At 71.5% G+C, this 13,504-nt stretch carries 11 protein-coding genes; 6 read left to right on the top strand and 5 right to left on the bottom strand.

Annotation, left to right across the window (positions count from 1 at the left end; translation table 11 throughout):
* Positions 1–21: 21 nt before the first annotated feature.
* Positions 22–987 (bottom strand): Gfo/Idh/MocA family protein, encoded by a 966-nt coding sequence (locus tag HTZ77_RS35475; RefSeq protein ID WP_175594118.1) that lies wholly within the window; start codon positions 985–987, stop codon positions 22–24.
* 98 nt (positions 988–1,085) lie between these two features.
* Between HTZ77_RS35475 and HTZ77_RS35470 the strand changes: the two genes are divergently transcribed.
* Both HTZ77_RS35470 and HTZ77_RS35465 read left to right on the top strand, forming a co-directional pair.
* Positions 1,086–2,060, top strand: coding sequence for a glucosyl-3-phosphoglycerate synthase (locus HTZ77_RS35470; protein ID WP_175594117.1), 975 nt, complete (start codon positions 1,086–1,088; stop codon positions 2,058–2,060).
* On the top strand, positions 2,057–3,187 hold the full coding sequence (locus HTZ77_RS35465) for a glycosyltransferase (protein WP_175594116.1): 1,131 nt from the start codon (positions 2,057–2,059) through the stop codon (positions 3,185–3,187). The genes HTZ77_RS35470 and HTZ77_RS35465 overlap by 4 nt, the downstream gene beginning before the upstream one ends.
* Positions 3,188–3,252: 65 nt before the next feature.
* Here HTZ77_RS35465 and HTZ77_RS48485 read toward each other — a convergent pair whose 3' ends face one another.
* Complete coding sequence (locus HTZ77_RS48485; RefSeq protein WP_328808955.1) at positions 3,253–4,047, bottom strand: universal stress protein; 795 nt, start codon at positions 4,045–4,047, stop codon at positions 3,253–3,255.
* A 159-nt stretch (positions 4,048–4,206) separates the two neighbouring features.
* Between HTZ77_RS48485 and HTZ77_RS35455 the strand changes: the two genes are divergently transcribed.
* Positions 4,207–4,755, top strand: coding sequence for a phosphatase PAP2 family protein (locus HTZ77_RS35455; protein WP_175594115.1), 549 nt, complete (start codon positions 4,207–4,209; stop codon positions 4,753–4,755).
* Here HTZ77_RS35455 and pip read toward each other — a convergent pair.
* From pip to mscL, 3 genes are all read right to left on the bottom strand, one after another.
* Positions 4,709–5,680: a prolyl aminopeptidase gene (gene pip, locus HTZ77_RS35450; RefSeq protein ID WP_175594114.1), complete on the bottom strand. Its 972-nt coding sequence runs from the start codon at positions 5,678–5,680 to the stop codon at positions 4,709–4,711. The two genes, HTZ77_RS35455 and pip, sit on opposite strands and share 47 nt — an antisense overlap.
* Positions 5,681–5,727: 47 nt before the next feature.
* Positions 5,728–6,342, bottom strand: coding sequence for a hypothetical protein (locus HTZ77_RS35445; protein WP_328808954.1), 615 nt, complete (start codon positions 6,340–6,342; stop codon positions 5,728–5,730).
* 171 nt (positions 6,343–6,513) lie between these two features.
* Positions 6,514–6,948, bottom strand: a complete 435-nt coding sequence (mscL, locus tag HTZ77_RS35440; RefSeq protein WP_175594113.1) for a large conductance mechanosensitive channel protein MscL — start codon at positions 6,946–6,948, stop codon at positions 6,514–6,516.
* 247 nt (positions 6,949–7,195) lie between these two features.
* On the opposite strand from mscL, the gene glgX reads away from it, so the two are divergent.
* The 3 genes from glgX to treZ are packed head-to-tail and all read left to right on the top strand — an operon-like array spanning position 7,196 to position 13,227.
* A complete protein-coding gene (gene glgX / locus HTZ77_RS35435) occupies positions 7,196–9,289 on the top strand; it encodes a glycogen debranching protein GlgX (RefSeq protein ID WP_175594112.1) in 2,094 nt (697 codons plus the stop codon).
* On the top strand, positions 9,282–11,507 hold the full coding sequence (treY, locus tag HTZ77_RS35430; protein WP_175594111.1) for a malto-oligosyltrehalose synthase: 2,226 nt from the start codon (positions 9,282–9,284) through the stop codon (positions 11,505–11,507). The genes glgX and treY overlap by 8 nt, the downstream gene beginning before the upstream one ends.
* Positions 11,497–13,227: a malto-oligosyltrehalose trehalohydrolase gene (gene treZ / locus HTZ77_RS35425; protein WP_175594110.1), complete on the top strand. Its 1,731-nt coding sequence runs from the start codon at positions 11,497–11,499 to the stop codon at positions 13,225–13,227. The genes treY and treZ overlap by 11 nt, the downstream gene beginning before the upstream one ends.
* The last annotated feature ends 277 nt before the right edge of the window (positions 13,228–13,504 follow it).

Here is a 13,504-nt window from a genome sequence, read left to right as displayed (position 1 = left end):
TCCGTCGGGTCGGTCGCGGGGTCAGCCATCGAGCGTCACCGGCCTTCCCAGCGTCGCCGACCGGGCCAGCGCGAGCGCCAGCCGGTGGGTGCGCAGCGCCTCGTCGTACGGCACCCGCACGTCGCCCTCCCCGTCGCGCACGGCGTCGATGAACGCCCGGTCGACCAGCGTCTTCGCCCGGCCCGCGTCCTCGACCACCTCGGTGCCGTTGACGGTCAGCGAGGTCTCGGTCAGCTCCAGGGCGACGCCGTCCGCGTACACCTCCAGGCCGGCCCGGTGCTTGTGGCGCAGCAGGCTCGTCGTGGCCAGCGTGCCCGTGGCGCCGTCCGCGAAGCGCAGCACGGCGGCCACGGCCCGATCCACCTCCCCGTCGGCGGGACCGTCGCCCGCGGCGGGCACGGAGTGCACCATGGCGACCTCGCCGACCAGGACCCGGGCCAGATCCAGGACGTGGACCGCCTGCTCCACGACCTGGCCGCCCGAGCGGGCCGGATCCAGCCACCAGCCGACCGGGGGCACCTTGTCGAGCCAGTGGCCGAGCGCCAGCCGTACCGGCCGGTCGGCCAGCAGATCCCGCGCCCGGTCGAGAACGTCCAGGTAGCGCCAGTGATGGCCGACCGCCGACGGCAGGCCGCGCCGCCGAATTTCGGACGCGATGTTTTCCGCGGTCTCCAGGTCGAGTGCGAGGGGTTTTTCGACAAAAATCGGGAGATTGCACGACAGGACATCTTGCTCGGGCTTACCGTGCGCGAATGGGGGCACACAGACGTATACTGCGTCGAGTCCGCCCGCCTCCAACAGCCCGGCGTGGCCGTCAAAAGCCGGGACTCCATGACGCTCCGCGAGCGCCTCGGCCTTCAGGGGATCGACGTCGGCGATTCCGGTGATCACCACGTCGGGAAAACCTGACAGCACGTCCGCGTGACGCGCAGCGACATTTCCGGCACCGATGATGCCTACACGGGTGATTGAGGACACATCTCGCATATCCCACTTTTACGCAAAATCAAACAACACGTTCAAACTCCCGGCAATAGGGAACATATGCGCGACCGTGACCCCCTAAACAGAACGGGGCTGAGTGCATGGAGACAGATCTGCGGGCCTTGGCCAGGGCTCGGGAATGGTACGGTCCCCACTCGAGCACCGCGGCCGAGTGGGCTCCCGATGCCCTGCTCCTCGCCAAGGGAACGACCACGGTCAGCGTCGTCCTGCCGGCGCGCGACGAGGAGCCGACAGTCGGCGACATCGTCACCGTGATCCGCCGCGAACTCGTCGAGCGGATCCCGCTCGTGGACGAGATTCTCGTGGTCGACTCCAACTCCACCGACGCGACGGCCGAGCGGGCCGCCGCGGCGGGAGCCCGCGTCGTGGCGCAGAACGCGGTGCTCTCCCACCTGCCGCCCCTCACCGGGAAGGGCGAGGCCCTCTGGAAGGGACTGGCGGCCTCCAGCGGGGACATCGTCGTCTTCGTCGACGCCGACCTGCGTGACTTCGGCGCGCACTTCGTCACCGGCCTGCTCGGGCCGCTGCTGACCGACCCCGGCATCCAGTTCGTCAAGGGCGCCTTCGAGCGGCCGTTCACCGGAGCCGACGGGGTGAGGCTGCGGGGAGGCGGCGGACGGGTCACCGAGCTGGTGGCCCGCCCGATCCTCAACATGTTCTGGCCCGAGCTGGCCGGGTTCCACCAGCCGCTCGGCGGTGAGTACGCCGCTCGGCGCGAGACCCTGGAGCAGGTCCCGTTCGTCACCGAGTACGGCGTCGAGCTGGGACTCCTGGTGGACCTGCTGGAGCTCGTCGGCCTCGACGCCATGGCCCAGGTCGACCTGGGCGTGCGCGTCCACTCCCACCAGTCCACCGCCGCGCTCGGCCGCATGTCCGGGCAGATCCTGCACACCGCCTGGACCCGGCTCGAACGTCAGGGACGGGTCGTGGCCGCCCAGCCCCCGGCCCGCACGCTCCTGCAGTTCGGGCTCGACGGGCAGGCATCGCTCATGAACGTCGTCGTGGCCGAGCGTCCCCCGCTCGCCTCGCTGCTCGCCGAGGAGGACGTCGCATGAACGTGCTGGTCAACACGGGCCCGTGGCTGCCGGTGCCGCCCCCCGGCTACGGCGGCATCGAGAACGTCGTGGCCACGCTCGTGCCCGCGCTGCGCGAGCGCGGGGTGCGGGTCGTCCTCGCCTCCGTCGGGTCGAGCACGCTGGAGGTGGACGAGCTGGTCAGCGTCTACGACGCCGGCCAGTTCGCGGAGCTGCAGAAACCGTACAACCAGGTCATGGGCGTCGCGCACGCCCACCAGGCGATGGTGGCGCGCGAGGTGCGGCGCCGCGACGACGTGGACCTCGTCCACGACCACCTGGAGGTGGTCGGCCCGGCCGTCCTCTCCGCCCTCGGCGGTCCGCCCGTGCTGCACACCCTCCACTGGGACCTGCGCAAGCACCCCGCGTTCTACGGCGCCTTCCCCAGCTCGATCGCGGTCAACGGCGTGTCGGAGTCGCAGCTCCGCCTCGCGCCGGCCGCCCTGCGCTCGGCGGCGCTCGGCGCGGTCCACCTGGCCACCCCACTCGCCGGGGCCGCCCCCCGGGCCGAGCCCGGCGAGCACCTGGTGGTCATGGGGCGGGTCTGCCGGCTCAAGGGGCAGCACATCGCGGCCCGGATCTGCCAGAAGCTCGGCCTGCCGCTCGTGCTCGCCGGGCCGGTGAGCGGCCTCGGCACGGCGGCCGAGCTCGACGCCGTCGCCCAGGACCCGTACCACCCGCTGCACGGCCACCCGGACGTCCGCTACCACCTGGAGGCGGTCGGCCCCTACCTCGACGGCGACCTGGTCCGCTGGGTGGGGACCGTCGAGGGCCGGTTACGCGACGAGCTGTACGGCTCGGCGCGGGCCGCCCTGTTCCCCGTCCAGTGGGACGAGCCGGGCGGCACCGCCGTGGTCGAGGCGCTGGCGCTCGGCGTGCCCGTCGTGGGGCTGCGCCGGGGCTGCCTGGCCGAGCTGATCGACCACGGCCGCACCGGATGGCTCGCCGACACCGAGGAGGAACTGGCCGAGTACGTGCTGCGGGTGGACGAGATCGACCCGGAGGAGTGCCGCGCGGAGGCGGCCCGCCGCTTCACGCCCGGCGTCATGGCCGAGCGCTACCTGGAGCTGTACGAGGCGACGATGAGGAGGTGGCGCCTCGGCGTCTGATCCCGGCCTCCCACGGACGCGGCCCGCGGTCACGGCGGGCGCGGGCCGCGTCCGGTGGGGATCCGTCAGTCGAAGCCGCGGGGCAGCACGGTGACCGGGCACGGCGCCGCCCGCAGCACCTTCATGGCCAGCTCCCCGAGGAAGACCCGGTGCGGCTGCGCGTCCTCGCTCGCCGCGCACACCAGCAGCTCGCCCGGCTCCCACTCCAGCGTCGCCAGCGCCTCCGCCACGTCGTGCCCCTCGGCGATCTCCGCCCCGGCCTCGATGCCGGTGGTCTCCCACGCCAGCCGTACGGCGAGGGCCAGGTCGTCGCGGAGCCGGCCGGGATCGTCCGTGCGCAGGTCGAGCGTGATGAGCCGCAGCGGCACGCCCAGCCGCAGCGCCGTTTGCGCCACCCGTTCGACGGCCGCGTCGCACTGGGGCCGGTGGACGTAGGCGAGCGTCAGCCGGCCCGCCTCCTCGGGCGGGCGGTAGCCGGCGGGCGCCAGCATCACCGCCTCCGGTGACAGGTGCAGCAGGTGGTCCGAGGTGGAGCCGATCCCGATGCGCCCCCGCTGCCCGCCGTCCGCCGAACCGGCCACGATGAGGTCGGCGCGGATGCGGCTGGCCAGCACCGACAGCCCGCGTCCCACGCCCCGGCTCTCGTAGGTGACGTACTCGGCGGGCAGGCCGTTCAGCTCCTCGGCCGCGTGCGCCAGGTTCGCCTGCGCCTCCACGGCCTCGCCGGGACTGCCGGGCGGGTAGATCGTCGCCACGGTCAGCTCGCCGCCGGTGACCCGCGAGATCGCGGCGCCGAGGGCGAGAGCGTCACGTCCACCGGCGTCGGCGGTGTAGCCGACGATCACGTGCTCTCCGATCACGCATGCCTCTCTACCCGGCCCGTCCTCGCCCTACCCCGCCCATCCGGCGGGTCGGCCGATCGGACGAGGGCGGCACCAGGGAATCGGCCGGGAGTCCGACGCGAGCACCGATGATCTTCCGTAAGGTCGTGTCACTGCTCGTTCACCGATTGGACACGTGTGTACCGCGACATCGTCGACTTCGCTCTCAGCACGCCCGGATGGCTGCACGGCCTCGCCGAGGTCGGCACCGACGCCGGCCTGTTCCTGTTCGCGGCGTTGTTCGTCCTGTGCTGGTGGCGGGCCCGCAACGGGCCCGCGCGCGACCTGGCGATCGCGATCGCCGGACCGGCCGGTGTGGTGTGCGCGTACGTCTTCAGCGAGGTCCTCAAGACCGTCGTCAGGGAGGACCGGCCGTGCCGGGGCGGGATCGCGACGATCGCCGCGTGCCCGCCGCCGGACGACTGGTCGTTCCCCAGCAACCACTCCGTGATCGCCGCCGGCGCCGCGGGCGCGCTCGTGCTGGCCTGGCGCTCCCTCGCCTGGGTGGTGCTGCCGCTGGCGGCGGTCATGGCGTTCTCACGCGTGTTCGTCGGCGTCCACTACCCGCACGACGTGGCGGGGGGCTTCCTCATCGGGGTGACGCTGGCTCCGCTGTGCACGCTGCTGCTGGTCGGCGCGGTCACGCCGATGGTACGCCTCGCGCGAAGCCGTCTGTCGCCGCGATGAGCCGGTCCACGATGCCCGGCTCGGTGGCGGCGTGCCCCGCGTCCGCCACCACGTGGAACTCCGCCTCGGGCCAGGCCCGGTGCAGGTCCCAGGCCGTGGCCATGGGCGTGCAGGCGTCGTAGCGGCCCTGCACGATGACGGCCGGGATGTGGCGGATCTTGCCGACGTCGCGGATGAGCTGCTCGGGCTCGAACCAGCCCAGGTGGGCGAAGTAGTGGTTCTCGATCCGGGAGAAGGCCACCGCCATGCGCTCCTCGCCGAACTCCGCGACGAGCTGCTCGTCCGGCAGCAGCGTGATCGTGGACGCCTCCCACTGGGCCCACGCCCGGGCCGCCGCCAGCCGCTGCTCGGGGTCGTCGCCCTCCAGGCGGCGGCGGAAGGCGGCCATGAGGTCGCCCCGCTCCTCCTCGGGGATCGGCGCCAGGTACGTCTCCCACCGGTCGGGGAACAGGAAGGAGGCCCCCTCCTGGTAGAACCAGCGCAGCTCGTGGGGGCGCAGCGTGAAGATGCCGCGCAGCACCAGCTCGGTCGTCCGCTCGGGGTGGGTCTGGGCGTACGCCAGGGCGAGCGCGCTGCCCCACGACCCGCCGAACACCTGCCAGGCCTCGATGCCGAGGTGCTCGCGCAGGCGTTCCATGTCGGCGACGAGGTGCCAGGTGGTGTTGTGCTCCAGCGACGTGGCGGCGTCGGCGGCGTGGGGACGGCTGCGCCCGCAGTTGCGCTGGTCGAACAGCACGACCTTGTACAGGTCGGGGTTCCACTGCCGGCGGTGCTTGGCGGTGCAGCCGCCGCCGGGGCCGCCGTGCAGCATGACCGCGGGCTTGCCGTCCGGGTTGCCGACGACCTCCCAGTAGATCTCGTTGCCGTCGCCCACGTCGAGGAAGCCGGAGTCGTAGGGCTCGATGGGCGGGTAATGGGTTCTCATCCCGCCGATCCTGCCACCGCCACGCGCCGCCGCGACCGGTGAGGAGGTCACGAAGACCAGTCGTGACGCGTGAGGAAGGCGCGCTCGCCCGTGGCGTACTCGTGGAAGGCCTGTCGCACGTCGTCGAGGCGCGGCATCAGCGTCCGCACCATGTGCCCTTCCTTGTACTCCACCTCGTAGCCGGCCGGCGCGGTGGGTTCGGCGGGCTCGGCCGGCTCGGCCGGTGAGACCTGGATGAAGTGGTGCCCGAACGTCACCAGCGCGGCGAACGGGTTCTGCGCCGACAGGGTGGCCAGGACGTCGTGGACCAGCCCCAGGTCGGGATCATGGACGATCATGCCGTCACCGGTGTGGAGCTGCATGCCCTGGTACACGCCGAGCGGCCCGACGTTGTGGACGAGGTCGCGCTGCGGGTCGTAGCAGACCAGCCCGTGGGCCCGGGCGATGGCGAACACCTGGGCGGACATCTCGTCCATCGACTCCGGGTCCATCGTCACCAGCACGTGCCCGGGGAACACCGTGACCAGCCCCGGCAGCTCCTTGGCCACCTGCGGCAGCTCGCCCTGGACCGGCCTGCCCTTCTTCGCGGCCAGGTACGCGGCCCGCGCCTCGTCCCTGGAGATCGGCACGGGCTCGTCCCAGACCATCAACTCAACGCTCACCCGCCCATCTTGCCCAACCGGCGGCACCCTTGAAGCCCACAACCTGCCAAAACCCCACAGCCCATGCGTACTGGGCACCCCGGTGACTTCCGCCCTCCTGTGCCCCGATCTGTGCCCTGTTCGCCCCAAGCCTCGCCCAATGCCGGGGATGTTCTTCCCAGACTCCGGCGGCTACCGCGGGTCGGCGATCGCGGGCTTCTCGGAGTCGGGCACCAGCACGACGGTGCAGTGCGCGCACCGGCGCGCCTCGGCCAGGATGTCGCTCAGGCACTCCGGGCACTGCTTGGTCGTCGCCTCCTTGTGATGGTCGAACAGGCTGACCAGCCGGGTCATGGGCAGGACCACGAGCCAGTACACGACGGCCGCGATGATGAGGAAGCTGATGAGGTGGTTGAGGAAGTCGCCGTACTTGAACTGGCTGCCGTTGACCGTGAAGGAGAAGTCGGCGAAGTCGGGCTGCCGCCCGCCGGTCACGGCGCCGATCAGCGGGGTGATGAGGTCGGCGACCAGCGCCTGCACGAGCCCGCTGAACGTGGCCCCCACGATCACCGCGACGGCCAGCTCCACGATGTTGCCCCGTAAGAGGAACTTCTTGAATCCACCCATGGAACGCCTACATGACCCGGGAGCGGGCGGTCAAACGCTTCACCTGCTCCTCGCGCGAAGCGGCAGGTGAAAGCGGGCCCAAACCGGTGCCCGGCGGCGGGCTAAGGCCGCGATCTGTGGGAAGGACCTGATCCGTCCACGGGGACCGCGCCCGGCCGGTGGCGCTCGCCGGATGGCGCCGGTCCGGTGGTGCTTGTCCGGCAGGGCGGGGGAACGCAACATGGGGAAGAGCCGCAAGGGAGCCTTGATGATCGAAGTCTGGCCGGGAGACCCCTATCCGCTCGGGGCCACCTACGACGGCGCGGGCACCAACTTCTCGCTCTACACCGAGGCCGCCGACAAGGTGGAGCTGTGCCTGTTCGACGAGCAGGGGCAGGAGACCCGCGTGGCGCTGCCGGAGGTGGACGGCTTCATCTGGCACGGTTACCTGCCCGGGGTGAATCCCGGCCAGCGTTACGGCTACCGCGTGCACGGCCCGTACGACCCGGCCAAGGGGCTGCGGTGCAACCCGGCCAAGCTGCTGCTCGACCCGTACGCGATGGCCATCGAGGGCGACGTGAAGTGGAACGAGGCGGTGTACGGCTATCGGTTCGGCCAGCCCGACTCGCGCAACGACATGGACTCCGCCCCGTACATGCCGCGCTCCATCGTGATCAACCCGTTCTTCGGGTGGGGCCACGACCGGCCGCCCGCCACGCCGTACCACGACACCGTGATCTACGAGGCGCACGTGCGCGGGCTCACCGTGCGGCACCCGAAGATCCCCGAGCACCTGCGCGGCACGTACGCGGCCCTGGGCCACCCCGAGATCCTGGACCACCTGACCAAGCTCGGCGTGACGGCCGTCGAGCTGATGCCGGTCCACCAGTTCGTCACCGACCACGTGCTGGAGGAGCGCGGGCTGGCGAACTACTGGGGCTACAACTCGATCGGCTTCTTCGCCCCGCACAACCGCTACTCCAGCCAGGGGCAGCGCGGCGGGCAGGTCCTGGAGTTCAAGGCCATGGTGCGCGCCCTGCACGAGGCGGGCATCGAGGTCATCCTGGACGTCGTCTACAACCACACGGCCGAGGGCAACCACCTGGGGCCCACACTGGGGTTCAAGGGGATCGACAACCCCAACTACTACCGGCTCGTCGACGGCGACCCGCGCTACTACATGGACACCACGGGCACCGGCAACAGCCTGCTCATGCGCTCACCGCACGTCCTTCAGATGATCATGGACTCGCTCCGCTACTGGGTGACGGAGATGCACGTCGACGGCTTCCGCTTCGACCTCGCCTCGACGCTGGCGCGCGAGCTGCACGAGGTGGACCGGCTGAGCGCCTTCTTCGACCTGGTGCAGCAGGACCCGGTGCTCTCGCAGGTCAAGCTCATCGCCGAGCCGTGGGACGTCGGCCCCGGCGGCTACCAGGTGGGCAACTTCCCCTCGCGCTGGACCGAGTGGAACGGCCGCTACCGCGACACCATCCGCGACCTGTGGCGCGGCCAGCCGGCGACGCTGCCCGAGTTCGCCTCCCGGCTCACCGGCTCCAGCGACCTCTACCAGGACGACAGCCGCCGCCCCGCCGCCTCCATCAACTTCGTCACCTGCCACGACGGCTTCACCCTGCAGGACCTCGTCTCCTACGACCACAAGCACAACGAGGCCAACAAGGAGGGCAACCGCGACGGCAGCGACGACAACCGGTCCTGGAACTGCGGCGCCGAGGGCCCGGCCGACCTGGCCGTCGAGTCGCTGCGCGAGCAGCAGAAGCGCAACTTCCTGACCACGCTGTTCCTGTCGCAGGGCGTGCCGATGCTGTCGCACGGCGACGAACTGGGGCGCACGCAGCGGGGCAACAACAACGGCTACTGCCAGGACAACGAGCTGACCTGGGTCGACTGGTCCGACGTGCGGGAGAACTGGCTGCTGCTGGAGTTCACGCAGAGCCTGGCCGCGCTGCGCAAGAAACACCCGGTGTTCCGGCGCAGGAGGTTCTTCTACGGCCGGCCGGTGCGCGGTCTGAGCGACATCGCCTGGCTCACCCCGGCCGGGGAGGAGATGATCGACGCAGACTGGAACGTCGGATACGCCAAGTCGCTGGCCGTGTTCCTGAACGGCGACGCCATCACCGAGCCCGACCGGCGCGGCCGGCCCATCCGCGACGACTCGTTCCTGCTGCTGTTCAACGCCCACCACGAGCCCATCAGGTTCACGATCCCCAAGGACTACGGAGAGATGTGGCAGACCGAGATCGACACGGCGATGCCGATCAGCCTGGACATCCGGATCTGCCGGGCCGGTGAGAGCGTGGACGTCCCCGGCCGCAGCGTGAGGGTGCTGCGCCGTGTCTAGGCCCCTGTCGACCTACCGCGTCCAGCTCACCCCCGACTTCGGGTTCGCCCAGGTGGGGGAGATCGCCGGCTACCTGCGCGACCTGGGGGTCACCCACGTCTACCTGTCGCCGATCCTGCAGGCGACGCCCGGCTCGCTGCACGGCTACGACGTCACCGACCACTCGCGCATCCGCGAGGAGTTCGGCGGCGCCAAGGGCTTCCGGGAGATGGCCGAACGGCTCGCCGCCCACGACCTGGGCATCGTCGTGGACATCGTGCCCAACCACATGAACACCGTCAACGCCGCGTTCTGGTCGGTGCTGCGCGACGGCGCAGCCTCGCCGTACGCGCGCTGGTTCGACATCGAGTGGGACGACGACGGGAAGGTGGCGCTCCCGGTCCTGGGCGACGACACCGAGCCCGTCGTGGACGGCGACGTGCTGCGCTACCACGAGCACGCGTTCCCGTACCCCGGCCACTACCGGCTGGTCGACTGGCGCGAGGGGCCGGGATACCGGCGCTTCTTCGACGTCTCCACGCTGATCGGGCTGCGCGTCGAGGACCCCGAGGTGCTCTTCGCCACCCACGAGGTGATCTTCTGGCTGCTCGACGAGGGACTCGTCGACGGGCTGCGCGTCGACCACCCCGACGGGCTCGCCGATCCCCGCGGCTATCTCGAACGGCTGCGCGCCAGGACCGGCGACACGTGGACCGTCGTGGAGAAGATCCTCATCGGCCACGAGCGGCTGCCGGACGACTGGCCGTGCGACGGCACCACCGGCTACGAGGTGCTCAACCGCGTCAACGGCCTGTTCGTGGATCCGGCGGGCAGGCAGCCGCTGCTGGAGCTGTTCACGCGCCTGACCGGGCAGCCGGCCGACTACGGGGAGGTGGTGGCGCGCTCCAAGCGCGAGGTGCTGGACCTCTTCTTCGGCGCCGAGGTCAGGCGCCTGGCCGCGGCGACCGGTTCCGAGCCGGAGACCGTGGCCGAACTGCTGGCCGCGATGCCGGTCTACCGGGCGTACGTGGTGCCGGGGGAGCCGGTGCCGCCCGAGTCGGCCGAGATCGTCGAGACGGCCGCCGCGGCCTGCGCGCCCGCCGCGCGGCGGCTCGCCCACGAGGTCCTGCACGGCACGCCCGAGGTCGTCGTCCGCTTCCAGCAGGCGTGCGGGCCGGTCATGGCCAAGGGCGTCGAGGACACCGCGCTGTACCGGTGGTTCCCGCTGTCGTGCCTGAACGAGGTGGGCGGCGAGCCGGACGTGTTCGGGGTTCCGGTCGAGGAGTTCCACGCGTACTGCGCGGACATGCGGCCGCACGCGATGACCACGCTGTCCACCCACGACACCAAGCGCTCGGAGGACGTGCGGGCCCGCCTGTCGGTGCTGTCGGAGCTGCCCGCCGAGTGGGAGGAGGCGGTCGCCGCCTGGTCGTCGGCGGTGTCCCACGACCCCCACCTCGACTACCTGGCCTGGCAGAACCTCATGGCCTCCTGGCCCATCTCCGCCGAGCGCTTCGCCGGCTACCTGCTCAAGGCCGCCCGCGAGGCCAAGACCGCGATCTCGTGGGTGAATCCCGATCCCGGCTACGAGCAGCGGCTGCGCGACTTCGCCGAGGCCGCCGTGAAGCTGCCGGTCGGGGAGTTCACCGAGCGGATCGATCGCTACGCGGTGTCCAACTCGCTGGGCGCCAAGCTGGTGCAGCTCATGATGCCGGGCGTCCCCGACGTCTACCAGGGCAACGAGACGACCGACTTCTCCCTGGTGGACCCGGACAACCGGCGGCCCGTGAGCTACCCGCGCGCCCCGGCCTCCGAGTGGGACGCGGCCAAGCTGCTGGTCACCACGCAGGCGCTCCGGCTGCGCCGCCGGCTGGGCGCCGACGCCGCGTACACGCCGCTCGCGGCCGACGGCGAGGCGGCCGAGCATGTGATCGCGTTCGCGCGGGGCGGCGGCGCGTTCGCCGGCCCGGTCACCGGCGGCGCGGTCACGGCGGGCGGCCCCGCGGCGGCGGGCGGAACCGGCGCCCCGGGCGACGAGGGCCGGGCCCGGGCCGTCGCGATCGCCACCCGTCTGCCGGTGGGCCTGGAACGGCGCGGCGGCTGGGGCGCCACGTCGCTGACGCTGCCCGCCGGATCCTGGCGCGATCTGCTCACCGGCGCGGTCCACACGGGCCGCGTCCCTCTGGCGCATCTGCTCAACCGGCATCCCGTCGCACTTCTGGAGAGACATGATCTTTGAGGTCTGGGCACCGAAGGCCACGGCTGTCGAGGTCGACGTCCTCGGCGGCCGGCGTCCCATGGAGCAGCGGCCGGGCGGCTGGTGGAGGGCCGACGTGCCGGAGGCCGGCCACGGGACGCGGTACGCGTACGTGGTGGACGGCGGCGGGCCGTACCCCGACCCGCGCTCGCGGCGGCAGCCCGAGGGCATCTTCGGCCCGAGCGCCGTCTACGATCACGGCCACTTCACCTGGTCCGACGAGCGGTGGACCGGCCGTGACCTGCGCGGATCGGTCATCTACGAGCTGCACGTCGGCACGTTCACCCAGGAGGGGACGTTCGAGGCGGCCATCGAGCGGCTCGGCCACCTGTCGGAGCTGTGCGTCGACTTCGTGGAGATCATGCCGGTCGCGCCGGTCCCGGGCGGGCGCAACTGGGGGTACGACGGGGTCGACCTGTACGCGGTCAACGAGACGTACGGCGGGCCCGACGGGCTCAAGTCGTTCGTCGACGCCTGCCACCGGGAGGGCATCGGGGTCATCCTCGACGTGGTCTACAACCACCTGGGCCCGTCGGGGAACTTCCTGCACCCGTTCGGCCCGTACTTCGGCGGCTTCGAGGGCAGCTACTGGGGCGAGGCGGTCAACCTCGACGGACCCGGCTCCGACGAGGTGCGCCGCTACTTCATCGAGAACGCGCTGCAGTGGCTGCGCGACTACCACATCGACGGCCTGCGCCTCGACGCCGTCCACGCCCTGCACGACAAGCGGGCCACGCACCTGCTGGCCGAGCTGTCGGCCGAGGTGGACACGCTGGCCTGCGCCGTGGGCCGGCCGCTGTCGCTCATCGCCGAGTCCGACCTCAACGACCCGCGCATGGTGCGCTCGCTCGACGCCGGCGGCCTCGGCATGACCGCGCAGTGGAACGACGACGTCCACCACGCCCTGCACACCGCGGTCAGCGGCGAGACCCACGGCTACTACGAGGACTTCTCCGGCCTGCGGGCCCTGGCCAAGGTGCTGACGCATGGCGTCTTCCACGACGGGGGCCATTCCACGTTCCGGGAACGCGCGCACGGCAGCCCGTACACGGGGGTGCCCGGCCACCGGCTCGTGGCCTGCGTCCAGAACCACGACCAGGTCGGCAACCGCCCGGCGGGCGACCGGCTGCCCATGCCCGCGCTCAAGCTCGGGGCGGGCCTGCTGCTGACCTCGCCGTTCACGCCCATGCTGTTCATGGGGGAGGAGTGGGGGGCGCGCACGCCGTTCCCGTTCTTCTCCGACCACGTGGAGCCGGAGCTGCGCGACACGGAGGGCGGGCGCAGGGAGAAGGAGTTCGACGGGTTCGGCTACGCGTGGGAGGCGCCCAACCCGTCGGACGAGCAGACGTTCCTGAACGCCAAGCTGGACTGGGGGGAGCTGAAGGAGGAGGCGCACTGGTCGCTGCTGTGCTGGTACCGCGACCTGATCGCGCTGCGCAAGGCGCTGCCCGAGCTGTCGGACCCGCGCTTCGACCGGGTGCGGGTGACGTACGACCGGGAGGGCGGCGACTGGCTCGTCATGTGGCGGGGCGAGTCGGTGTGCGTGGCGGTCAACTTCAGCGGGGAGACGGTGACGCTGCCGGTACGGGTGAGCACGGTCCTGCTGGCGGCGGACGACAACGTGACGGCGGGCCCCGACGGGCTGCGACTGCCACCCCAGAGCCTCGCCATCTGCCGCGCCACCCAAGACCCGGACACATGACCGGAGACTCCCGGGACGCCTGACCGGGACTCCCAGGACATCCGACCAGGACTCCCAGGCGACCAGGACTCCCAGGACATCCGACCAGGACTCCCAGGACGCCCGCGCGACTCCCGGGATGCGCGGGACTCCCGGGACGCGCCCGGGGCTCCTGGGACAAGGAGTCATCCACGGACGCCGGGGCCTGCATCCACAGACCCCGGCGAGACAATCCCCACCCTCCACAGACCTCTGTGAGAGAGCCCCCACCATCCACGGAACCCGGCCAGAGAACCCC

The organism is Nonomuraea montanisoli (assembly GCF_013363975.1).
Classification (GTDB): domain Bacteria; phylum Actinomycetota; class Actinomycetes; order Streptosporangiales; family Streptosporangiaceae; genus Nonomuraea; species Nonomuraea montanisoli.
This window is presented reverse-complemented; position numbering and strand designations above follow the sequence as displayed.

Excerpts from the sequence above, each read along its gene's own strand:
- treZ (WP_175594110.1), top strand. The coding sequence starts at position 11,497 with ATGATCTTTGAGGTCTGGGCACCGAAGGCCACGGCTGTCGAGGTCGAC.
- HTZ77_RS35465 (WP_175594116.1), top strand. The coding sequence starts at position 2,057 with ATGAACGTGCTGGTCAACACGGGCCCGTGGCTGCCGGTGCCGCCCCCC.
- HTZ77_RS35470 (WP_175594117.1), top strand. The coding sequence starts at position 1,086 with ATGGAGACAGATCTGCGGGCCTTGGCCAGGGCTCGGGAATGGTACGGT.
- pip (WP_175594114.1), bottom strand. The coding sequence starts at position 5,680 with ATGAGAACCCATTACCCGCCCATCGAGCCCTACGACTCCGGCTTCCTC.
- HTZ77_RS35475 (WP_175594118.1), bottom strand. The coding sequence starts at position 987 with ATGCGAGATGTGTCCTCAATCACCCGTGTAGGCATCATCGGTGCCGGA.
- mscL (WP_175594113.1), bottom strand. The coding sequence starts at position 6,948 with ATGGGTGGATTCAAGAAGTTCCTCTTACGGGGCAACATCGTGGAGCTG.
- glgX (WP_175594112.1), top strand. The coding sequence starts at position 7,196 with ATGATCGAAGTCTGGCCGGGAGACCCCTATCCGCTCGGGGCCACCTAC.